This window comes from Nonomuraea rhizosphaerae (genome assembly GCF_019396405.1).
Classification (GTDB): Bacteria; Actinomycetota; Actinomycetes; order Streptosporangiales; family Streptosporangiaceae; genus Nonomuraea; species Nonomuraea rhizosphaerae.
This window is the reverse complement of the sequence record NZ_JAHKRL010000192.1, coordinates 1-23,117: the sequence shown is the minus strand read 5'-3', so window position 1 is coordinate 23,117 and position 23,117 is coordinate 1. Positions and strand designations below refer to the sequence as shown.

Below are 23,117 nucleotides of genomic sequence, written 5' to 3'. Positions count from 1 at the left end.
GGGCGCGGCTCGTCCCACCACACCTCCACGCCGTCGGGGGTGGCGACGGCCTCCACCCACTGGGGGCCGCCGTCGGTGCGGGCCACATCAATCGGACGAATACTCATATTTCACCAATTGCCGTTAGAGGGAGGGAGGGGATGGTCAGGCGGATGGAGGACGTACGTGATGCCGCCGCTGCCCGAGCTCCTGAGCCACACGTTCTCGAACGCGGCACGCGGATAGACCCTGCGCACGTCGGCGTCGCCCGGCGCGGCCGGGTCGTTGACGATCACGTCGCCCGCGGCGGTGAAGCCGGCGACGACCATGATGTGACCGCCCGTCGAGTAACCGGAGCCCGGCAGCTCGTGCGCCTTGAACGACAGCGACACGATCACCGGGACGCCCGCCCGGACGAACGCCTCCAGCTCGGCGGCCGACCGCATCCTGGTCACGAACCCGGCCAGCCCGAAGGTGCCCGCGTACGCCACGTTGAACGGCCAGTTGCCGGTGCCCTGGTAACTGCTGTCGTACGTGCCGCGCGCCGCGTGGTCCACCCACGGGCTCGGGTCGCCGGCCGTCACCCAGCCGAGCTGCTCGGGGGCCGGCCCGAGCCCCCAGAAGGCGATCACCATCGCGACGGCCGCGGGCCCGCACCAGTTCGCGCCGCCGCCGTCCAGCTCGGGATGGTGGCCGGTGTGCGTGTACTGGGAGTGGCAGGGGACCGCCAGCTCGACGGCGCCGCCCGCGCCGGGCGGGCTCGGCAGCGGCGGGCCCTGGGGGAGCGCCGAGGCCATCACGCTCAGGCCGGTCACGCGGGCGCCCGCGCCGTGCGCGCTCACCCTGACCCGGTAGGCGGTGACCGGCCGCCGCGCCACGAACGTGTCCACGGCCACGTCGCCGTCCTCGTCGCCCTGGCCGGGGACCGAGGTGCGCATCTCGCCGTGCTCGGCCCAGCGGCCCATCACGTACCACTTGGACGGCTCACCCGATGCCGGCCTGACCTGCAGCTCCACCTCGATCCACGTGCCCGGCGGGGTGATCGCCGTCCATGAGGGGACGAGCTGGGTCGCCGGGAAGCCGATCGGCTGTTCGGGGCTGGTCCAGGAGGTCAGCGGGGCGGTGGGCATGGCGAGGCGGGCGAAGGCGACGCGCGCCAGGTCCACGGTGAGCACCGGCCCTATTCTCGCTGGTGGCGGGTGTTCCCGCATCGGAAGGTTTACGTACCGCCGATTGTGTCGGTGGTGATCCCTAGGGTTCCAGGCATGACTCAGGCAGTGCAGGCGTACTCCTACGCCGGACCCTCCACGCTCACCGACGGCAGGCTCGGTCTCTCGACCTCCGGCGGCACCGCGTTATCCGGGCCGCGGACCCACCCGCGGTTCTTCAGCGGGCTGCTCACCGAGGCCGCCCCCGCCGCCGCGGGCCTGCTCGCCGTGGCCGACGTGGCCCTGGCCCGCTACCACCAGCCGCGCCCCGGCTGGACCCGCGACCCGGTGGTCACCTGCGACGGCGACCGGCTCAGGTTCGAGTCGTTCTCCGCCTGCGGCGGCGTCTACGCCCGCCTCGACGTGCTCGCCCTCGACGGCGACGTGCTCGACCGCGGCACCACCAACGTCGACGTCAACGGCCCGCTGCGTGAGGCGCTGGCCAGGATCGGCGGGCGCGACCCGCTCCACCTGGGCGTCGGTCCCGACGAGCTGGCCGTGACCACGCTCGACGGCGCGGTCGTGGAGAAGAAGGTGCCGCTGCCCTCGCGCTGGCTGCGCGGCTTCGCCGAGGTGCAGGTGATCGCCGTCGGCTTCGACCTGCGCGCCGAGCTGCGCGGGCCGCAGGTGGTGCGCTTCCTGCGGTCGCTGCCGCGCGGGGCGGGCAGGACCGTCTGGGTGGCGCCGCGCGGCAACGACCTGCGGGTGAGCGCCGGCCCCGCCCCCGGCGCCGTCTGCCTGTCGGGGGCCGGGCGGATCACGACGCTGATGCCGCTGCTCAGGTTCGTCAAGGCGCTGCGCGTGTACGGCCCGGCCGCCGGACAGGGGGCGGGGCAGGGCGCGGGGCAGGCGGCTGGTCAGGCCAGCGCGTGGGAGCTGGAGCTGCCCGGCATGCGCTACACCCTGGCGATCTCGCCCGAGCCGTGGCGCGGCTTCTCCGGCGAGGGCGCGGTGCTCGACGACCTGTCCACCGACGAGGTCGCCGGTGACGCCGACCTGGTCGGCATGCTGCTCAACTTCGAGCCGTCCGTCGAGATCGGGCTGCTGGCCGACCGCTCCGGCCTGCCGCCGTCGCGGGTGCGCGCCGCCCTCACCCAGCTCGGCACCGCCGGGCGCGTCGGGTACGACCTGCACGAGGCGTCCCACTTCCACCGCGAGCTGCCCTACGACAAGGAGCAGGTGGCCGAGCTCAACCCGCGGCTCACCTCGGCCCGCGCCCTGGTCGCCGCCGGGGCGGTCCGCCTGGAGGGCGAGACGGCCGAGGTGACGACCGACGGGGGCGTGCGGCGGGTGCGCCTGGAGGCGGGGTCGTGCACGTGCCCGTGGTGGTTCGACCACGCCGGGTCGCGCGGGCCGTGCAAGCATGTGCTCGCCGCCCGGATCGCCGCCCGGATCGCCGCCCGGATCGCCGCCCGCGAGCGCGCGGGCACGGCCGCCACGCCGGCTGAGGTGTCCGGCTGAGACGTCCTGGTCGAGGCGCCCGAATCAGGCGGCCGGATCAGGCGCCCGAATCAGGCGGCAGGGTCAGGCGGCTGGCCGAGGTGCCCGGATCAGGTGCCTTCGGGGTGCCGGGCGGGTCACAGGTAGAGGCCCGTCGACTCGCCGGACGCGGGCGGGGGGATCGCGCGGCCCGAGCGCACCGCGTACAGCTCCGCCAGCGTCGCCCCCGACGGGCCGACGCCGTCGGACGAGCCGAGCCAGCGGATCGCCTCGTCCCTGGTGAGCGGGCCGATCTCGACCTGCGCCAGGCAGCGGCCCGGCCGCACCACGGCGGGGTGCAGGCGGGTCAGGTCCTCGTTCGTGGTGATCGCCACCAGCACGTCGCGGCCCTGGCCGAGCAGGCCGTCGGTGAGGTTCAGCAGCCGCGACAGGCCCTGCCCCGCCTGGGCCTTGGCGGAGGAGCTGATCAGCTCGTCGCAGTCCTCCAGCACCAGCAGCCGCCAGCGCTGCTTGTCCTCGTCGGTGTCGTAGCCGACCGCCACCTCCATGAGGTAGCCGGGCTCGTTGAACAGGCGCTCCGGGTCGAGCACGCAGTCGACCTGGCACCAGTCCTGCCACTGCTTGGCCAGCGAGCGCAGCAGCGTCGTCTTGCCGGTGCCGGGCGGGCCGTGCAGCAGGATCAACCGGCCGCTCACGTCGGCGGCCGTGACCGCCATCAGGCCGTCCAGGGAGCGGCGCACCCGGGCGGAGTAGTTGCCGTTGATCTCCTCCCACGGCGGGGCGGTGATCGGCTTCTCGGAACGGGTGCCGCCGTGCGTGCCGCGCCACCAGAAGCCCATCTCGACGTGGTCGGTGTCCGGCTCCGGCTCCTCGGCGCCCTCGACGCTCTCCTTCAGCACCGAGCGCGCCAGCTCCTCGCTGACGGCCGTGACGCTGACGGTCGCGGTGCGGTTGCGGTGCCGGATCACCCGCAGGGTCCAGCCGTCGCCGCAGATCAGACGCGACTCGGAGCCGTCCTGCACCTGCGCGGTGCGGATGACGCTGCCGTGCTCCGGGCGCAGGGCGGCATCGGGACGCACCCGTTCGAGGTTCGCCAGACGGGACCAGGGCTGCACGCCGGTCGCGAACGGCGACAGCGCCAGCGCGTCGATGACGTCGATGGCGGAGTCGGCGTCGTCGATCCAGATGTTCATCGGGAGCTCAGGGGAGTCCGGGCTGGGGAACGGCACCTCCTTAATCACAGACATAACTCTAATGATCCGGTCCGGAGGCGGGTCTGTCGACGGGATTTGCGCAATTACGGAGGTATACCTGGCGCCCCGGATATTTCTCAGCTTTTGCCGAGCTCGCCGGTCTGACGGGCCATGTTCAGGCCGGGCGTGTCGCGCCACAGGTAGACGAGCTTGCCGCCCTTGAGCGTGAGCCACACCGTGCCCGCGACGCAGTCGATGGAGTCGGGCTGAAGGGAGAAGGTGAGCTGGTTCGCGCTCACCTTGGTGAGGGTGACGCTGCCGGTGCAGCTCGCGTTGGTGTCCTTCTCCGTCCAGCGGCCCGTGGAGCGGCCGGTCCGCAGCTCGACCGTGTTGGTGGCGCCGTCGGTGTCGGAGGGCAGGGTCGACTGGGTGTGGCCGGACCACGTGCCGGCGAACGCGGCGGGGATCTTCAGGCCGCCCGCGGAGTCCGTCTTCTGGGTGGCCTGCTCACTGGACTCGTCGGTGGGCTGATCAGAGGCGTCGTCGGTGGCCTTGTCGCTGGCCCTGTCATCGGCCTTGTCGGTGCTCTGCCCGGTGCTCCGCTCGGTTTCGGTGTCCCGTGGCGCGGTGGAGGCCGAGTTCGTGGTGGCCGGGGCGCGGTTGACCCAGTAGATCGCGCCTCCGGCCGCGGCCAGCGCCACCACGACGGCCACCAGGCCGAGCAGCAGCCCTCGCGAGCCGCGCCGCCGGGGCACGCCCGTGGTGACCGCGGACGCCTGCGGCCCCGTACGCTCCGCGCCACCGAACCCCGTCGAGACCCCCGCCGAGCCCCCCGTCGCGACCCCCGTCGTTCCTCCGGGGACGCCGCCCGGAAAGCCTCCTCCGGGGACGCCGCCCGGAAAGCCTCCTCCGGGGGCGCCGGGGAACGGCGCGGACGTGGGGTTCACCAGGAGGACCATCAGCTCCTTCGCCGAAGGCCGGAAACCGGGATCCTTCGACAGGCACGCCCCCAGCATCCCCTGCAGCCGGGGCGGCAGCGCCGACAGGTCGGGGTTCGCCTGGAGCACCCGGTGCAGCACCGCCGGCACCGTGTCGGCCCCGAACGGGCTGCGTCCCGTCGCCGCGAACACCATCGTCGCCGCCCACGCGAACACGTCCGACGCCGGCGAGGCGGGCGAGCCGCCGATCTGCTCCGGCGACAGGTACGCGGGCGTCCCGATCAGCCCGGAGGTCATCGTCGCCGCGCCCTCCGCCCTGGCGATGCCGAAGTCCACCACCCGGGGTCCGTCGGGGCCGAGCAGCACGTTCGCCGGCTTGAAGTCGCGGTGCACGATGCCCGCCGCGTGGATGGCGGCCAGGGCGGTCGCGGTGCCGACGGCGAGGCGCTCCAGGTCGCCGCCGCGCAGCGGGCCGCGCTCCTTCACCCGGTCCAGCAGCGACAGGCCCTCCACGAACTCGCTCACCACGTACGGGCGCTGCCCGCCGGTGGAGACGTCGAGCACGCGGGCCGTGCAGAAGGAGGCGATGCTCTCCAGCGCGTCCAGTTCGCGGGCCAGGCGCGTGCGGGTCTCCTGGTCGCCGGTGCTGAGCAACTTGATCGCGACCGGCTGCCCGTCGCGGTCGTGCGCCAGGTAGACGACGCCCTGGCCGCCCTCGCCGAGCCGCCCGGCCAGCCGGTAGGCGCCCAGCGACGCGGGATCGTCCGGGCTCAGGGGGGTCGCCATGGCGGATACGTTACCCGCAGCCATGCATCCACACAGATCGCCCGGTACCTTGGTGCGCTGAGCGAAATCACCTTTCTGCGCAAAAGGGGTACGGGGTGGCGAGGGTGACTTTCCGCGAGCGTGCGCGGTACTGGTTCGACAACACCATGTCGAAGGGGACGGCATCACTGGTCGGGTGGCTGGCGGTGGTGTCGGTCGCCCTCATCGTGGTGGTCGCCGGGCTGACGCTCTGGCTGGCGCCGTCCGAGCCGGAGGGGGTGGGCGGCGCGGGGCAGGTGCTGTGGATCGCGCTCATGCACGCGCTGACGCCGAGCAAGGTCGCCAGCGACAAGGGGTCGATCGCGTACATGACGGTGATGTTCGCCGGGTCGCTCGGCGGCATCTTCGTCGTCAGCATGCTGGTCGGCCTGCTGTCGAACGGGCTCAAGCAGAAGGTGGACCGGCTGCGCCGGGGGCGCTCGCGCATCGTGGAGTCGGGGCACACGGTGGTGCTCGGCTGGTCGGACCAGGTGTTCACGATCGTCGCCGAGCTGGTCAAGGCACACGCCAGCCAGCCCGGATCGGTGATCGCCGTCCTCGCCGAACGCGACAAGCTCGCCATGGAGGAGGACCTGCGCGAGCGCCTCGGCGACCTGGGCAGGACCCGCCTGGTCTGCCGCACCGGGCGGCCCACGGAGACCCGCGACCTCGCCCTGATGAACCTGGCCGCCGCCCGCTCGGTCGTCGTCCTGTCACCCGAGGGCGACGACCCCGACGCGCACGTCATCAAGATCCTGCTGGCGCTGGCCAAGCGCCCCGGCACCCGCCCGCCGGTGGTCGCCGCCATCGCCGCCAGCCGCAACATCGCCGCCGCCCGCCTCGCCGGAGGCAGGGACGTCCACCTGGTCGACTCCGACGACACCGCCGCGCGGCTCATCGTCCAGTCCTCGCGCCAGTCCGGCATGTCCGTCGTCTGCATGGACCTGCTGAACTTCGACGGCGGCGAGATCTACCTGCGCCCCGGCGAGGAACTGGCCGGCCGCACCTACGGGGACACGCTGGACGCCTACGAGAGCGCCACCGTCATCGGCCTGCGCCGGCCCACCGGCGTCGTACTCAACCCGCCCATGGACACCGGCGTCGAGCACGACGACCAGCTCATCGTCATCGCCCACGACGACTCCGCCATCCACCTGGCCCCTTCCCGGCCCGCCGTGGACACCGCCGCCATCGCCGCCGTCGGCCCGCCGCCGCGCGAGACCGAGCGCACCCTGCTGCTCAACTGGAACGGCCGCGCCGAGCAGATCGTCCGCTACCTCGACGCCTACGTCGCCCCCGGCTCCGTCCTGGAGATCGCCGCCGACCACCCCAAGGCCGGCACGGGGCTCACCGGCCTGGTCAACCTCACCATGAACGTCAAGGACTGCGACACCACCGACCGGTACGCGCTCGAATCGCTCGGCGTCGGCCTGTTCCAGCACGTCATCGTCCTGTCGGACGACCGGTTCAGCCCCCAGCACGCCGACACCCGCACCCTCATGACGCTGCTGCAGCTGCGCGACATGCAGAGCGCCCTCGGCGAGCGGTACTCGATCGTCAGCGAGATGCACGACGAGAGCAACCGCGCCCTGGCCGAGGTCACCGAGGCCGACGACATCGTCATCAGCGACACCGTCATCGGCCTGCTGCTGGCCCAGCTCGCCGAGAACCGGCACCTGGCGGACGTGTTCGGCTACCTCTTCGACTCCCGCGGCTCGGAGATCTACCCGCGCCCGGCCGGCGGCTACGTCGCCTCCGGCAGGCCGGTGACGTTCTCCACCGTCATCGAGGCGGCCCGCCGGCGGGGCGAGACGGCCATCGGCTACCGCGACGCCGGGGCGATCAACATCCCGCCGCACTACGGCATCGTCCTCAACCCGCCGAAGTCCCAGCCCGTCGTGCTGAACAGCAGGGACGCGGTCATCGTGCTGGCCGAGAGCTGAACCGGGACCGGGATCGCGCTGAGACGGCTCTGCCCGGGTCGTAACGGCGGGACGGCGCACACGGCTCAGCGGCCGTCTCCCTGGACAGAGCCCGGCCAGGTGCGGCGGGTGGGGTGGGGGCGGCTTGCCGTACAGAAGCGAAAAGCCGCCGGCCGCGTACGCCTGAGCGTGACGTCCGGAGGGCCCCGCACCGGGGCAGAACGTACGGTGGGCGGGTGAGGACGATTGACTGGGCAGAGGGCGCGATCGAGCTGATCGACCAGACCCGGCTGCCGGACGAGTGCGTCGTGCTGCGCATCGACGACGTCGACACGCTCATCGACGCCATCCAGCGCCTGGCCGTGCGCGGCGCGCCCGCGCTCGGCGTGGCGGGCGCGCTGGGCGTCGCCCTGATCGCCGCCAGAGCCCCCGCCCCCGGCAGCGGCGCCGGCGGCCCACCCGCCTCCGGAACCCGCGAGGCCGAGGCTCGGATCGCTGACATCCAGCGCCTGCGGGCCGCCCGTCCCACGGCCGTCAACCTCGCGTGGGGCGTCGACCAGGCCGCCGCCTGCCTGCCCGGCGGCCCCGAGGCGGTGCTCAGGGCGGCCCTGCGCGTCCGCGACGACGACATAGCCGCCTGCGTGGCCATGGGCGAGCGCGGCGCCGACCTGCTCCAGCGCGAAGCCGGCCCGCGGCCGCTGCGGATCATGACGGTGTGCAACACCGGCGGACTGGCCGCCGTCGAGCGCGGCACCGCGCTGGGCGTCGTCCAGACCCTGCACGAGCGCGGCGGCCTCGCCGAGGTGCTCGCCCTGGAGACCCGCCCGCTGCTCCAGGGCGCCAGGCTCACCACCTGGGAGCTGGCCAGGATGGGCGCCGCGCACCGGCTCGTCGCCGACTCCGCCGGACCGTACCTGCTGTCCAGGGGCGGCGTCGACGCGGTGCTCATCGGCGCCGACCGCATCGCCGCCAACGGCGACACCGCCAACAAGATCGGCTCGTACGCGCTGGCGCTCGGGGCGCGGCGGGCCGGGGTGCCGTTCCTGGTGGTCGCGCCCGAGACCACGATCGACCAGGCCACGCCGTCGGGCGAGCACATCGAGATCGAGGACAGAGGGCCCGGCGAGATCGTCGCCATCAGGGGAACCCGGGTCGCGCCGGAGGGCACCCAGGCCCTGAACCCGGCGTTCGACGTGACCCCGCACGACCTGATCACCGCGATCATCACCGACAAGCGTGTGATCAGGCCCACCTAACTAAAAAGCGCCAATCGTAGGATCCGTCCGCACACTTGACGTTACGCTCGGTGGTCCTGGTTTCTTCGTTTTGGAGCACATGGTGGCGATCGACCTCGTGATACGGCGCGATTGGGGCGCCCGCGCGCCGCGCGGCGGCTACACACAGCTCGGCTCCACCAAAGGGGTGAAGGTCCACTACACCGGCGGGCAGGTCGATCCGGGCATCGTCGGCAACCACGCCGGCTGCGTGTCGCTGGTCAAGTCCATCCAGGGCTACCACATGGACGGCAACGGCTGGATGGACATCGGCTACTCCTTCGTGGCGTGCCCGCACCGGAAGGTGTTCGAGGGGCGCGGGCTGCACCACCTGCCCGCCGCCAACGGCGCCGGCCTGAACGCGGGCCACTACGCCGTCCTGGGCCTGGTCGGCAACGCCGGGCTGGTGCAGCCGCCCGACGGCGTGCTGCACGCCATCCTCGACGCCATCGAGTACGTCCGCCAGAACGGCGGCGCGGGCAACGAGATCAAGGGCCACCGCGACGGCTACTCCACCGACTGCCCCGGCGAGCCGCTGTACGCGTGGGTCAAGCGCGGCGCGCCCCGGCCCGGCACCGGCGGCGACGGTCCCGGGCAGCCGGAGCCGGGCACGCCGCCGTTCCCCGGGCGGCTGCTGAAGTACCCGCCGGTGATGCGGGGGGACGACGTGCGCACCTGGCAGCAGCAGATGAAGAAGCGCGGCTGGGACATCGAGGTGGACGGCGCGTACGGGAGCGACTCGCGTGACGTGTGCCGCCGCTTCCAGCGCGAGCAGGGCGTCGACGACGACGGCATCGTCGGCGCGGTCACCTGGCGCCTGGCCTGGGAGGCCCCGCCCTCCTGACCCGCCCCGGCCGCCCGGCGTGCCGGCGGCGGCAGGGTGGAGGCGGCTCGGCGTGGGGCGGGGTGTTAGGGGCGGGGTCGGGGTTACTGGCCTTCGCGGGTACCGCTTACTATCCGAGACATGCATCTGGCAGCGGGTTTTCCCGCCACCACCCGGGACGAATGGCGGTCTCTGGCGCTCCAGGTCCTGCGGAAGTCCGGCGTCGAGGCCGCCTCGCCCGAGGAGGCGCTGGCCACCCTCACCTACGACGGGGTGCGGCTCGCGCCGCTGTACGACGCCGGCGACCTGCCCTTCGGCCCCGCCCCCCGGGCGCGTGATCGGCACACCGGCTGGGACGTGCGCCAGCGCCACGCCGAGGCCGACCCCGAGGCGGTGCTGGCCGACCTGGAGCACGGCGTCACCTCCCTCTGGCTGGTCGTCGGCGACGCGGCGATCCCGGTGGAGCGGCTGGCCGACGTGCTGCGGGAGGTCTACCTCGACCTCGCGCCGGTCGTCCTCGAAGCGGGCGCCCAGGCCGGGGAGGCCGCCGAGGTCCTGTTCCGGCTGGCCGCCGAGCGCGGCGTCGCGCCCCTGGGCAACCTGGGCGCCTCGATCGCCACGGCGGGCCGCGACGTGACGGCCGCCCTGGCGGCCCGGTGCGCCCGCGACGAGCCCGCCGCCCCCGGGGCCCCTGGCGGAGCGCCGGGGATGCGGGCCGTCATGCTGGACGCCACCCCCTACCACGACGCCGGCGGCAGCGACGCCGACGAGCTGGGCTGCTCACTCGCCCTGGGCGTCGAGCACCTGCGCGCGCTCACCGAGGCCGGGCTGACGGTGGAGGAGGCGTTCGGGCAGCTGGAGTTCCGGTACGCCGCCACGGCCGACCAGTTCGCCACCATCACCAAGCTGCGCGCCGCGCGCCGGCTCTGGGCGCGGGTCGCCGAGGTGTGCGGCGCGCCGGACGCCACGCAGCGGCAGCACGCGGTGACCAGCGCGGCCATGATGACCGCCCGCGACCCCTGGGTGAACCTCCTGCGCACCACCATCGCCTGCTTCGCCGCCGGGGTCGGGGGCGCGGACGCGGTGACGGTGCGGCCGTTCGACGCGGCCCTGGGGCTGCCGGACGCGTTCTCGCGGCGGCTGGCCCGCAACACGCAGGTGCTGCTGCTGGAGGAGGCCGGCGCGGGCCGGGTCGCCGACCCCGCCGCGGGCTCCTGGTACGTCGAGCGCCGCACCGCCGACCTGGCCGAGCGGGCCTGGGCGTGGTTCCAGGAGATCGAGGCGGCCGGCGGCGTCACGGCGGCGTCCGCGCTGGTCGCCGAGCGGATCGCGGCCACCAGGGAGCGCAGGGCCGGCGACATCGCGCACCGCCGCTTCCCGATCACCGGGGTGAGCGAGTTCCCCGACCTCGGCGAGAAGCCGCTGCGCCGCCGCCCCCTCCCGCTCCAGGGCGCCGGGGACGAGCGACTGCCGGCGATCCGGTACGCGCAGGAGTTCGAGGCGCTGCGCGACCTCGCCGACGCGCAGCCCGAGCGGCCCGCCGTCTTCCTGGCCACGATCGGCCCCGTCGCCGCGCACACGGCCAGGGCCGCCTTCGCCGCGAACCTGTTCCAGGCCGGCGGCCTGGCCACCGAGACCGCCGGGCCGGGCACCGACCCCGAGCAGATCGCCACCGCCTTCGCCGTCAGCGGCGCCACCGTGGCCTGCCTGTGCTCCAGCGACCGCCTGTACGCCGAGCACGCCGAGGCCGTCGCCGCCGCGCTGAGACGGGCGGGCGCGAGAAGAGTGTGGCTGGCGGGGAAGGGAGCCTACGAGGGCGTGGACGAGCGCCTGTACGCCGGGTGCGACGCGCTCGCGGTGCTCCGTACGACGTTCGACGACCTGGAGGTGACGCGATGATCCCGGACTTCTCCGGCATCCCGCTGACCGGCGGGAGCAGTCCGGTGACCGGCGAGGACACCCCGGTGAGCGGTGAGAGCCGGGAGACGCCCGAGGAGATCGGCGAGGTCCTGGAGACGCCCGAGGGGATCGGTGTCAAGCCGCTCTACACCGCCGGCGACGTCCAGGACCTCGACTTCCTGCGGACCTACCCGGGCGCGGCCCCGTACCTGCGCGGCCCGTACGCCACCATGTACGTCAACCAGCCCTGGACGATCCGCCAGTACGCGGGCTTCTCCACGGCCGAGGACTCCAACGCCTTCTACCGGCGCAACCTGGCCGCCGGGCAGAAGGGCCTGTCGGTGGCGTTCGACCTGGCCACGCACCGGGGCTACGACTCCGACCACCCGAGGGTCGCCGGCGACGTCGGCATGGCCGGGGTGGCGATCGACTCGATCTACGACATGCGGCAGTTGTTCGACGGCATCCCGCTCGACCGGATGTCGGTGTCGATGACCATGAACGGCGCCGTCCTGCCCATCCTCGCCCTCTACATCGTGGCGGCCGAGGAGCAGGGCGTCGCGCCCGAGCAGCTCCAGGGGACCATCCAGAACGACATCCTCAAGGAGTTCATGGTCCGCAACACCTACATCTACCCGCCCGCCCCCTCGATGCGCATCATCTCCGACATCTTCGCCTACACCAGCGAGAAGATGCCGAAGTTCAACTCCATCAGCATCTCCGGCTACCACATCCAGGAGGCCGGGGCGACCTGCGACCTGGAGCTGGCCTACACCCTGGCCGACGGCGTCGAGTACCTGCGCGCGGGCGTGGCCGCCGGGATGGACATCGACAAGTTCGCGCCGCGGCTGTCGTTCTTCTGGTGCATCGGCATGAACTTCTTCATGGAGGTCGCCAAGCTCCGCGCCGCCCGCCTGCTCTGGGCCCGCCTCGTCGCCGGGTTCAACGCCAAGAACCCGAAGTCGCTGAGCCTGCGTACGCACTCCCAGACCTCGGGCTGGTCGCTGACCGCCCAGGACCCGTTCAACAACGTGGCCCGCACCTGCGTCGAGGCCATGGCCGCCACCCAGGGCCACACGCAGTCCCTGCACACCAACGCCCTGGACGAGGCGCTCGCCCTGCCCACCGACTTCTCCGCCCGCATCGCCCGCAACACCCAGCTCCTGCTGCAGCAGGAGTCCGGCACCACGCAGGTCATCGACCCGTGGGGCGGCTCCTACTACGTCGAACGCCTCACCCACGATCTCGCCGAACGCGCCTGGGCGCACATCGAGGAGGTCGAGCAGGCCGGCGGCATGGCCCGCGCCATCGAGGCGGGGCTGCCCAAGCTGCGTATCGAGGAGGCCGCGGCCCGCGCCCAGGCCCGCATCGACTCCGGCCGCCAGCCCGTCATCGGCGTCAACAAGTACCGGGCCGACGCCGAGGAGCCCATCGAGGTGCTCAAGGTCGACAACAGCGCCGTACGTGTCCAGCAGCTCGACAAGCTGCGCCGGCTCAGGGCCGAACGCGACGACGACGCCGTCGGCCGCGCCCTCGACGCCCTCACCAAGGCCGCCGACAACCCCCAGCCCGGCCTCGAGCACAACCTGCTCAAGCTCGCCGTGGACGCCGCCCGCGCCAAGGCCACCGTGGGCGAGATCTCCGACGCGCTGGAGCGCGTCTTCGGCCGGCACGCCTCGCAGGTCCGTACCATTTCGGGCGTGTACCGCGACGAGGCGGGACCGGCCGTCAACATCGAACGCGTACGTCAGGCGTGCGCCGACTTCGAGCGTGCCGAGGGCCGCCGCCCCCGCATCCTGGTGGCCAAGATGGGGCAGGACGGCCACGACCGCGGCCAGAAGGTGATCGCCACGGCGTTCGCGGACCTGGGGTTCGACGTGGACGTCGGCCCGCTGTTCCAGACGCCGGAGGAGGTCGCGCGGCAGGCCGTCGAGGCGGACGTGCACATCGTCGGCGTGTCGTCGCTGGCGGCCGGGCACCTGACGCTCGTGCCCGCGCTGCGTCACGCCCTGGCCGAGCTGGGCGCGGACGAGGTGATGATCGTGGTCGGCGGCGTCGTCCCGCCGGGCGACTTCGACGAGTTGCGCGCGGCCGGCGCCGCCGCGATCTTCCCGCCGGGAACGGTGATCGCCGACGCGGCCCTGGACCTGCTGGCCGACCTCAAGGAGCGGCTCGGCCACTGACCGCCGAAGCGTCCGGCTCAGGTAGTGGCGGCTCAGGTCGTGATGGCTCGGTCCGATGGCCGCCCGATTCGTGGCGGCTCAGTTCGTGGCGGCTCAGTTCGTGGTGAGCGGGCAGAGCGTGACGGAGACGCTGCGCTCCCTCGCCACGGGCGAGGTGATCCGCAGGGAGGCTGTGTGCGAGGTCCCGTTGCCCTTGATGTTGCGCGGCGAGGTCAGGTACAGCTTGCCGTCCTGGGGGATGATCGCCGTCGAGCGCAGCACGGTCACGCCGTCGATCACCCACGAGAACTCGATCTTCAACGGCCTGCCCTGCCGCTGCACCAGCCCGGTCAGCGTCGCCTCGCCGCCCGCGTAGCAGCTCCCCTGCCGCGCGCCGCCGGCCCGTACGTACCGGAGCCGGAGCCAGGCGGCGGCGGCCGAGGCGGTGGGGGCGGCGGAGGCGTTCGCCGTGGGCTGCCCGGCGGCCGGGGTGGAAGGGGCGTCCGTGGACAGGCCCGCCAGGTTCTGCGTCCTGGACCGCGGCGACGAGGGTGTCAGCCACACGATCGTCGCGGCCAGCGCCAGCACCGACACCCCGGACACGGCCGCGATGGCGACGGTCCTGCCGGTCCGCTGCGGCCGGTTCTTCTTCATGCCCAGCCCGGCGGTCCTGCCGTTACCGGCGAGGGAGCTCCGCTCGACGACGGGACCGCCCTGCGCCTGCTCCCGCCCTCGTCCCTGCTCCGGCTCTCGGTTCTGCTCCTGCTGTCGGCCCTGCTCCCGTGGCGGCGCGGCCGGGCCCGGGCCGAGCAGGCGCAGCAGCACCTCCTGCATCGTCGGCCGCCGCGCCGGATCCTTGGCCAGGCAGCTCAGCACCACCGAACGCAGCGGCTCCGGCAGGGCGCCCACCTGTGGCTCGCTGTGCACGATCCGGTTGATCACCGCCGGCAGCGAGTCGTCGCCGAACGGCGGCATCCCCGACGCCGCGTACACGATCACCGACGCCCACGCGAACACGTCCGCCTGAGCCCCCACCGCCTGCCCGGCGAGCTGCTCGGGCGCCATGTACGCGGGCGTGCCGACGACGCTGCTCGTCGAGGTCACCCCGGTGGCCAGCGCGCGGGCTATGCCGAAGTCGATGACGCGGGGGCCGTCGCGGCCGAGCAGGACGTTCGAGGGGGTGAAGTCGCGGTGCACGACCCCCGCCTGGTGGATGGCCGCCAGCGCCGTCGCCGTCGCGACCGCCAGCCGTTGCAGCTCCGCTCCGCGATGCCGGCCGGCCTGCTGGAGCGAGGGGCCGTCCACGTACTCGGTGACGATGTACGGCCGTCCGCTCAGCGAGGCGTCGAGCACCTGGGCGATGCAGAACGGCTCCACCCGCCGCGCCGCGGCCAGCTCCCTGGCGAACCGGTCGTCGCCCGCCATGTCCTCGCGCAGCACCTTGATGGCCACCGGCGCCCCGTTGCGGGCCTGAGCGAGGTACACGACCCCTTGACCACCCGCGCCCAGCCGTCCGACGAGCCGGTAGGGTCCCACCGCCGCCGGATCACCCGGACGCAGAGGCTCGACGTTGGGCATGAGAGGAGTGACTCCTGTGACGGCTGAGAATAGATCCCCAGCACCTTAGCCCATAAGTCAGATTTTGTCGGAGTAAGGCTGACCAAGCGTAAGAAAGGGGACCTGGGTGCGTTCCTTGGAGGACTACGCCACCGGTGTCCGGGACGGCTCGCGCGCGTGGATCGCCCGCGCGATCACCCTCGTCGAGTCGACCAGGGCCGACCACGCCGCACTCGCCCAGAGACTGCTGGTCGAGCTCACCCCCCTGTCCGGCCGGGCCAGGCGCGTCGGCATCTCCGGCGTGCCCGGCGTGGGCAAGTCCACCTTCATCGACGCCCTGGGCACCATGCTGACCGGCCAGGGGCACAAGGTCGCCGTCCTGGCCGTGGACCCGTCCTCCACCCGTACGGGCGGCAGCATCCTGGGCGACAAGACCCGCATGGCCCGGCTCTCCATCGACCCCGCCGCCTACATCCGGCCCTCGCCCACCTCCGGCACGCTCGGCGGCGTCACCAAGGCCACCCGCGAGGCCATGGTCGTGGTGGAGGCGGGCGGGTTCGACGTCGTCCTCGTCGAGACCGTGGGCGTGGGACAGTCGGAGACGGCCGTGGCCGACATGGTGGACACGTTCCTGCTCCTCAGCCTGGCGCGTACCGGTGACCAGCTGCAGGGGATCAAGAAGGGCGTCCTGGAGCTGGCCGACGTCATCGCCGTCAACAAGGCCGACGGCGAGCACTCGACCCCGGCCCGCAAGGCGGCCCGCGAACTGGCCGGCGCCCTGCGCATGCTCCGCTCCGACACCACCCCGCCGCCCGTCCTGACGTGCAGCGGCCTGACCGGCGACGGGCTCGACGAGCTGTGGGCGCAGGTGCTCACCCACCAGAGCTCCCTCGACCTGTCCGGCAAACGCCGCCGCCAGCAGGTGCAGTGGACGTGGACCCTGGTGCGGGACCGGCTGCTGAGCGAGCTGCGGAACGCGCCGGAGGTGGCGGCGATCGCGGGGGAGGTGGAGCGGGACGTGCTGGCGGGAACACTCACCCCGGCCCTGGCGGCGGACCGCCTGCTGTCCGCCTTCAAACGCCCCTGACACCAGGCAAAGGATCTCGCTGCCGCTCGAACGCCTTCCCCGGCGGGCTGTCGCCCGCCCACGCTGCCGCAACGGTGCGGCCGTAGCGGCTTTGTCGAGCAGGTAGCCGGGTCAACCCAGGCCAAGACGTTCTCATCATGCGAGGCCAAGTGGCCGAAGGCCGTCGGCGGGACCGCGATAGTGGCGGACGGTGACGTTGGCCCAGCCGAGCAGCGGGCCAAGCCGGCAGCCAGGTTACGCAGGCCGACGACGACGCGGATGCGATGCCAGTGCCAGTTGCGATGCCGGTGCCAGTCCGGAGGCAGTGCTGGTGGGGAGGCATCTTTGCAGTAGGCGATGGTGCGAATGTGGCATATGGCTTGATGCTCCAGTGGCCGCAGATCGGCGCGGTGAACTGGGCGTGAGTGATGCGCCGCAGGCGGGAGGCTGATGGCTCACGAGATCGTCGAAACAGCCGGGCCGGCGTTCACGACCCTGGTGCTGAAGCGATCAGTTCACGGATGAGCCCGGAGAGTTCTCAGAAAAATCTCGCAGGCGTGTCGGATCGGGGTGGAGGTGTTCGTAGCAGGGGTGAGGCCGCCGCGAGGCGCGCCGCGACCACCTTCCCGTAAGGAGAGAACCATGACCGCCACCTACACCTTCGACATCTTCTCCACGCTCGACGGCTTCGCCAACCACAGCGGCGACTGGGGCGGCTACTGGGGTAAGCAGGGCCCCGAATTCCTCGCCCATCGCGCCGCTGCCTACCGCGACCCGCTGCGCATGGTGCTCGGGGCCACGACCTACTCCTCGAACGCGCCGTTCCTTGAGCCAGGCTTCGACCGCGGCCTGTTCGACGAGTGGATCACGCGCATGTTCGGCTCCCCGGTCACGGTGCTCTCCAGCCGGCTGACCGAGCCGCTGGAGTGGCCGGGCACGACCATCGAGTCCGGCGATCCTGTCGAGGTGGTCACGCGCCTCAAGGCCGAATCCGACGTGCCGCTGCGCTCCCACGGCAGCCTGCGGCTCAACCGGACGCTGTTGAACGCCGGCCTGATCGACGCCATCGAGGTGACGGTCTTCCCGGTGATCTCCGGGAGGACCGGCGTGGACCGGATCTTCGACGGTGCCGACGACTTCGACCTCGAACTGATCGAGGCCCGTACCTTCGACCGCCACACGCAGGTGCTGACCTATCGGCCGACCCGGCACGGTTGATCGGCGCTGGAGGGCGGCGGACTCAGGTCCCGGTCACACCCGCGATCATGAAGAGCCCGTCATGGGGTGCGGGGGGTGACCGGTATGACGACCCGTGTGGCCGACAGGTCGATCGTCCGGTGTGACGGTCGCATCCTGGTCGAGGTGGCCGGGTCGTCGTCCGTTCCCAGGTTGCGCTCCCAGCGGGGATGCGACCCGCCGGCGATGATCAGCCGGATCCGGTTGCCGGGCGCGAAGCAGTGGGCGACGGCGTCGAGCTCCAGCCGGACCACGCCCGGGGATGACGAAGGGGCGAGCCGGGTGAAGCCGTCGCTGATGTTGCGTGAGCGGCCGGTGGTGTCGACCTCCGAGAGGCGGACGAACAGGTCGGCGTGGGGGTTGTCGGAGCTGTGGCCCACTTCCACGACGGGGGTGCCGATGACCTCAAGTCGTGCGGTCAACGGGTCCGAGGTGAAGGTCAGCACGTCGGAACGGGAGGCGAGCGCGCTGTCGTCGGTGTAGCCGGCGGTCATTCCCGGGGAGATCTGGGTGACGAAGGCGCCGCCGTAGGTGGGGGTCGGGTTCGCCGGGTCGTAGGTGAACTCGCTGACCTCGCCCGGCTGGGCCGGTTGCGCGGACAGGAGCCCGCCGGGGCGGGGGTGGAGGATCCGCTCATCCGCCGCCGGCGGCCAGGCGGGAAGATCGCGCCATCCCTCGCCGGGGCCGCTGACGAACACCTTGACCGGCGTGGCACGACGCCGGCCGCCTGATCCGGCCAGGTGCTCACCGGCTCCGGCCAAGTGCTTGTCGAACCAGGCCAGGGCTTCGGGGATCAGGACGCGGGTGCCTGCCGCCCCGCCCTCAGCGTGCGTCCACGGCCCGACGGTGAGCGCGGCGTCGAGGCCACGCTCGGCCAGCCGCGCGTACCCCGTCAGCGTCTGACGGAGGAAGCCGTCCTGCCACCCGCCCTGCAGCAGCACGGGGACGCGCACCCGTTCCAGCGCGTCGGTCAGGTCGGCGCGCTTCCACCACGGGTCGTCGAGATTCCGCCGGCTGGCCCATTCGCGGTACCAGGGCGCTTTCCCGTCCAGCAGCTTCTCGGCGGCGGAGGAGGTTGAGGAGGAGGTGCCGGTCAGCGGCAGGGCCGCCAGGGCTTCGCGGACGCGGCTCCGGGAGGAGAGAATCGCGGCGATGCGTAGCGGAAGGGGCTTCTCCTGCTTGGTGGTGACAAAAGACCATTCGAACAGCGTGCTGAGCATGAACGCCCCGCCGTCGTGCACGAACGCGCCGAAGTTGTACGGCGTGCACGCGATGACGGCGGTCACCAGCTCCGGCGGCGGGTCCATCAGCATCGCCCACTGGGTGAAGCCGAGATAGGAGTAGCCGTGCGTGGCGAAGCGCCCGTCGAACCACGGCTGCTCGCGCATCCAGGCGACGATGCCGGCCGCGTCGCCGGCCTCCTGCATGAACGGGTCGAAGGTTCCCCCTGACCCGAACGTCCCCCGGCACCGCACGAGAACGGTCCGGTAGCCACGGCAGGCGAACACGCCGCCCGTCATCGCCGTGCCCAGCACGTTGTAGCCGTACGGCGAGGTGACGAGGATCGTTCCCGACACCGGCCCCTTCGGTTCGAGGACGTCGGCGAGCAGCTCGACGCCGTCCTTCATCGGGATCCGTACGTCGCGGGTCACGGTGTAGCTGTTCGCCGGAGCGGGCAGCCGGACGTACTTCGACCACTGCTGGTCGGCGAGTCGCCGCCAGAGGGTCCGTTCCTTGGCTCGCTGGTTCATCCTCGTCCTCCACCTGCGACAAGACGTGCTCGGCCATCGATGTAGCATGAACTTTCAGCGATTACTGAAACTTCATGCTACAGGAGTAGGGTCGTGGCGACATGGCCGAGGGGAGTTCTGTGCGCGAGGACAAGGCCGGCGAGGTCGGCGCCTTCGTCGAGCGGTTCGCCTCCACTCTCACCGACGCGGGCTTCCCGCGTCTGGCCGCCCGGGTGTTCGCGACCCTGCTGGTCAGCGAGACCGGGCGCCTGACCGCCGCCGAACTCGCCGAGAAGCTGCGCGCCAGCTCGGGCGGGGTCTCGGGCGCCGTCCGCTACCTGGTCCACCTCCGGCTCATCCGCGTCGAGCGGGATCCGGGGACCCGCCGGCACGCCTACGTCGTCGACGGCTCCTGGTACGAGGCCACGGTCACCGCGAACCCGTTCCTCGAAAGGGGCGAGGCCGACCTGAGGGAGGGCATCGCCATCCTCGGCGACTCACCGGCGGCCGACCGGCTGAACGAGACCCTCGACCTCATCCACTTCCTCAGGGACGAGACCCAGGCGATGATGCGCCGCTGGCACGAGCGCAAGGCGGAGCAGCGGACCCGGCGAACCGCGCGCCGGGCCTGACACCGCACCGCTTCCCGGCGCGATCCGCGAATCCGCCCTGTTGCGCGGATCCGCCGTGTTCCGAGAATCCGTCACGTTGCGCCGATCCGTCATGTTCCGCGAACCCGCCATGTTCCGCAGATCCGTCATATGTCGGGCGTGGTGGCGCAAGGGCCGGTCGCGGGCGGGGTTTTGGTGAGTGGGCCTCGGGTTGAGATTTTTTCTTCGCCGAGTGAAATTTCACCATCCACTCACACGAGCCGTGATCGATCGGTGACGTGACCCATGTCACCATGACGCGGCAGATGAACGTGGGGAGGGGGCACATGGGTCAGGAAACGACGCTGCCCGGAGCGGTCACGGGGGCGCTGGAGGAGTACGGGCAACTGCTCGATGAGCACGGCATCACGTGGGGGGAGCCGGAGATCTCGTACGTCAAGTGGTTCGCCAGGCGCAGAGTATTGCCGCCCGCGCTGAAGAGGCGGTTCTGGGAGCTGGCCCGGCGCAAGCTGGCCAGGAGTCACCCCGGTGAGCCGCTGGACCTGCTCCTCACGCGGCTGGCGGAGCCGGACTACGACGTGCTGCTGCGTGACGCGCTCGGCGGGGAGGTGCCCGCGCACCTGGTGGCGCTGCGGCTGACCGGCAGCGGCCCGGTGGTGGACTGCGTGCCACGCGCCGTCCTCGACCGTCAGGAGGAACGGTTCCCGGCGATGGCCCGCTCCGAAACCGAGACCGCGCTCCCCGTCAAGGAGGAGCGGTTCACGATGCTGGTGGACTCGCGATGGGACGCCACCTGCACCCTCGCGGTGGACGGCGCCGAGCACGTCGTCGCCCCCAGAGGCGCGTGGCTGACTGACATCGACGCGGACAGCACCGTCACGGTGGACGGCATCCCGGTCCACCTGGGCGGCCTGACCAGGACGGCGGCGGCAGCGGCGCTGCGGGTGCGGACCGGGTTCCCGTGCCGGTGGAGTGTCGTCGACGCCGACGGGCAGGGCTGGTTCCCCGCCGGGGCCGAGCGTCGCCACGACTTCCACGGCCGCCCGTACTTCCACGGTGACGACGTCGTGCTGCCGGTCCCGGCGGAGCCGCTGACGGTGACGGTGACCAGGGGGATGGAGTACGGCGAGTCCACCGTCGAGGTCAAGCCGCAGGTGGGGGAGGAGCGGCTGGTGGAGCTGACGCCGCGCCGGATCTACGACGCGGCGGCGCTCGGCTGGTACGGCGGCGACATGCACGTGCACCTCAACTGGGCCGGTGACGTCGTCGGGCGACCGGACGACGCGGCGAAGGCGCAGCACGGCGAGGACCTGCACGTCCTGAACCTGGTCGCCGGGAACGTCTCCGGCGCCCGCGTCTACGACCGTGAGGCGCTCGGCGAGTGGGCCGGCGCGGACCTGCCGTGGTCCGACGCGACGCACCTGGCCATGATGGGCGTGGAGTACCGCAACGACCTGCTCGGGCACGTGTACGCGTTCGGGCCGCTGGCGCCGCCGGACCGGTTCCACACCGGGTTCGAGGGTGACGCCGACTGGCCGCCCAACGCCGAGGGGCTGCGTGAGCTGCGCGTGCTGGGGGCGCTGCTCGGCTACAGCCATCCGTACCACGACCCGATCGGCGACGGCGATCCGCCCGACCGGGTCGTCTGGCCCGTGCCGCGCAACTGCTCGGCCAGGGAACTGGTCGCGGACGCCGCGCTCGGGCTGGTCGACAGCCTCGACGTGATCAACCACGCCTCGATCGCCAGCACCGCCGCCGTGTACCGCAGGCTGATCGGGGCGGGCAACCGCCTGGCGGTCACCGCGGGCACCGACTCCATGATCTCCTTCACCCGCGCGGACAACCAGTCGAACCCGCCTGGCTGGGGCCGTGTGTACGCGCGGGTGGAGGGCCGGCTGAGCGCGGCGACGTTCACGGAGGCGGTGCGCGCCTGCCGGACGTTCGCCACCACCGGGCCGTGGCTGGAGCTGTCGGTCGAGGGCCATGGGCCCGGCGCTGTGATCAGCGCGTGTCCGGGTGACCGCCTGACGGTCACCGCCACCGCCGTCGGCCCCGAGGTCACCTCGGTCCGCGTACGGACGGCCGACGGCGTGCGAGCAGGGGCCGAACGCCTTCCGGCCGGCGAACGATGGGGCGGCGAACAGCGCTCGGTCGAACGTTGGGGCGGCGAGCGGCGCCCGGTCGAGCGCTGGGGCGACGAGCGGTGGGCCGGCGCGGGGGCCGGTGACGTGCGTGTCGTCGGCCCGGCCGCCGACGTCCAGGCGCGGGCGGAGGAGGAGGCGCTGAGCGTGACGGTCCAGATCGAGGTGGGGCAGCCCACGTACGTGGTCGCCGAGGCCCTGTGCGCCCCGCACCCGCGCACGCTCACCGACACGGGGTACGCCATGACCAGCCCCGTCCACATCGACGTCGCCGGCCGGCGGGTGGCCAGGCCGGCCGACATCCGGTGGTGCCTCGACTGGATCGACCTGCTGGAGGAGCTGATCAAGCAGCACGCCAGGCTGGCCAACCGCGACCAGCTCGCCGACCACCAGGCGCTGCTGCGGCAGGCGAGGACGGTCTACCAGTCCCGGCTCGGCTGAACACCCGGAGCGGCCGGTCCAGACCGACGGCCCTCTAGGCTGAAAGCCTCATGGACATCAAGAACCTGCTGCGTGAGCACCCCGACTGGCTCGCCCACCTGGAGTCCGAGGGCGGCATGGACATCGCCTTCCCCGAGGACCTGGCGGACGAGCTGGTCGGGCTGGCCGTCCCGCACGAGGACGTCGGCGGCGTCATCTCCGCGCTGCCGCGGCCGGGCTCCCCGCTGTGGTGGCTGGCCGAGCGGTGCGTGCGCTCGCTGGTGTCGTCCATGGGACGCCTCGACGTCGCGCCGCCGTCCTTCCCCGAGCTGCCCGCGCTCGGGCCGTTCTTCTACGCGCACGTGTTCGTCGCCGCGCTGCCGCACACGCGGGCCTACCACCGTTCGCGCGGGGTGCCCGAGGAGGTGTCCCGCGTCACGTTCGCCGACCTCGGCCGGAGCATGGCCATTCACCGCAAGCGGCACGGCACGCCCGGCGTGAACCATCCGCGCTGGTTCATGCTGCACGCGCGCGGCCTGCTGTACGACCTGGGCAGGCTGCAGTTCGAGCGGACCCGGCTGGGCGGCAGGACCGGGGCCGGCGTCCGCGCGGCCGGGCTGCCCGCCGGGCCGGGGGATCCGGCGCTCGGCGTGCACATCCCCGACTTCAAGGGACCGATGACGCCCGCCGCGTGCGGGGCGTCGTTCGGGCGGG

The 23,117-nt window shown here is 72.5% G+C and carries 16 protein-coding genes; 11 read left to right on the top strand and 5 right to left on the bottom strand.

Features of this window, described 5'->3' with window-relative positions; genetic code table 11:
* Positions 1-110: 110 nt before the first annotated feature.
* Positions 111-1,154: a C39 family peptidase gene (locus KME77_RS09450; RefSeq protein ID WP_308250631.1), complete on the bottom strand. Its 1,044-nt coding sequence runs from the start codon at positions 1,152-1,154 to the stop codon at positions 111-113.
* A gap of 90 nt (positions 1,155-1,244) precedes the next feature.
* Between KME77_RS09450 and KME77_RS09445 the strand changes: the two genes are divergently transcribed.
* Positions 1,245-2,648, top strand: a complete 1,404-nt coding sequence (locus tag KME77_RS09445) for an SWIM zinc finger family protein (protein WP_219464147.1) — start codon at positions 1,245-1,247, stop codon at positions 2,646-2,648.
* Positions 2,649-2,764: 116 nt separating this feature from the next.
* Here the strand turns inward: KME77_RS09445 and KME77_RS09440 are convergent, their stop codons facing one another.
* Together KME77_RS09440 and KME77_RS09435 are read right to left on the bottom strand one after the other, a co-directional pair.
* Positions 2,765-3,874, bottom strand: coding sequence for a DUF5925 domain-containing protein (locus KME77_RS09440; protein ID WP_219464140.1), 1,110 nt, complete (start codon positions 3,872-3,874; stop codon positions 2,765-2,767).
* 83 nt (positions 3,875-3,957) lie between these two features.
* Complete coding sequence (locus KME77_RS09435; RefSeq protein WP_219464138.1) at positions 3,958-5,544, bottom strand: serine/threonine-protein kinase; 1,587 nt, start codon at positions 5,542-5,544, stop codon at positions 3,958-3,960.
* Between the two features lie 95 nt (positions 5,545-5,639).
* Between KME77_RS09435 and KME77_RS09430 the strand changes: the two genes are divergently transcribed.
* The 5 genes from KME77_RS09430 (at position 5,640) to scpA (ending at position 13,663) form a co-directional block, all read left to right on the top strand.
* Positions 5,640-7,505, top strand: coding sequence for a CASTOR/POLLUX-related putative ion channel (locus KME77_RS09430; protein ID WP_219464126.1), 1,866 nt, complete (start codon positions 5,640-5,642; stop codon positions 7,503-7,505).
* A gap of 215 nt (positions 7,506-7,720) precedes the next feature.
* Positions 7,721-8,740, top strand: a complete 1,020-nt coding sequence (gene mtnA, locus KME77_RS09425; protein ID WP_219464117.1) for an S-methyl-5-thioribose-1-phosphate isomerase — start codon at positions 7,721-7,723, stop codon at positions 8,738-8,740.
* A gap of 82 nt (positions 8,741-8,822) precedes the next feature.
* Positions 8,823-9,602 (top strand): peptidoglycan recognition protein family protein, encoded by a 780-nt coding sequence (locus tag KME77_RS30240; RefSeq protein ID WP_219464115.1) that lies wholly within the window; start codon positions 8,823-8,825, stop codon positions 9,600-9,602.
* Between the two features lie 120 nt (positions 9,603-9,722).
* A complete protein-coding gene (locus KME77_RS09415; RefSeq protein ID WP_219464112.1) occupies positions 9,723-11,480 on the top strand; it encodes a methylmalonyl-CoA mutase subunit beta in 1,758 nt (585 codons plus the stop codon).
* A complete protein-coding gene (gene scpA, locus KME77_RS09410; protein WP_219464109.1) occupies positions 11,477-13,663 on the top strand; it encodes a methylmalonyl-CoA mutase in 2,187 nt (728 codons plus the stop codon). Before KME77_RS09415 ends, scpA begins: the two co-directional genes overlap by 4 nt.
* Before the next feature lie 93 nt (positions 13,664-13,756).
* Here the strand turns inward: scpA and KME77_RS09405 are convergent, their stop codons facing one another.
* A complete protein-coding gene (locus KME77_RS09405; protein WP_219464101.1) occupies positions 13,757-15,220 on the bottom strand; it encodes a serine/threonine-protein kinase in 1,464 nt (487 codons plus the stop codon).
* 106 nt (positions 15,221-15,326) lie between these two features.
* Between KME77_RS09405 and meaB the strand changes: the two genes are divergently transcribed.
* Both meaB and KME77_RS09395 read left to right on the top strand, forming a co-directional pair.
* Complete coding sequence (gene meaB / locus KME77_RS09400; RefSeq protein ID WP_219464099.1) at positions 15,327-16,286, top strand: methylmalonyl Co-A mutase-associated GTPase MeaB; 960 nt, start codon at positions 15,327-15,329, stop codon at positions 16,284-16,286.
* Between the two features lie 621 nt (positions 16,287-16,907).
* Positions 16,908-17,483, top strand: a complete 576-nt coding sequence (locus tag KME77_RS09395; RefSeq protein ID WP_219464097.1) for a dihydrofolate reductase family protein — start codon at positions 16,908-16,910, stop codon at positions 17,481-17,483.
* Positions 17,484-17,542: 59 nt separating this feature from the next.
* On the opposite strand, the gene KME77_RS09390 is transcribed toward KME77_RS09395, so the two are convergent.
* Complete coding sequence (locus KME77_RS09390; RefSeq protein ID WP_219464084.1) at positions 17,543-19,252, bottom strand: CocE/NonD family hydrolase; 1,710 nt, start codon at positions 19,250-19,252, stop codon at positions 17,543-17,545.
* A 119-nt stretch (positions 19,253-19,371) separates the two neighbouring features.
* Here KME77_RS09390 and KME77_RS09385 point away from each other — a divergent pair, with 119 nt between their 5' ends.
* The 3 genes from KME77_RS09385 to KME77_RS09375 all read left to right on the top strand — a co-directional run.
* Positions 19,372-19,863 (top strand): GbsR/MarR family transcriptional regulator, encoded by a 492-nt coding sequence (locus KME77_RS09385; RefSeq protein ID WP_219464074.1) that lies wholly within the window; start codon positions 19,372-19,374, stop codon positions 19,861-19,863.
* Positions 19,864-20,168: 305 nt separating this feature from the next.
* The gene (locus KME77_RS09380; RefSeq protein WP_219464072.1) at positions 20,169-22,424 is read left to right on the top strand and encodes a CehA/McbA family metallohydrolase; all 2,256 of its coding nucleotides are present in this window, start codon (positions 20,169-20,171) and stop codon (positions 22,422-22,424) included.
* Between the two features lie 50 nt (positions 22,425-22,474).
* Positions 22,475-23,117 (top strand): acyltransferase domain-containing protein (locus KME77_RS09375; RefSeq protein ID WP_219464051.1); only part of this gene is annotated, 643 nt, incomplete at its 3' end.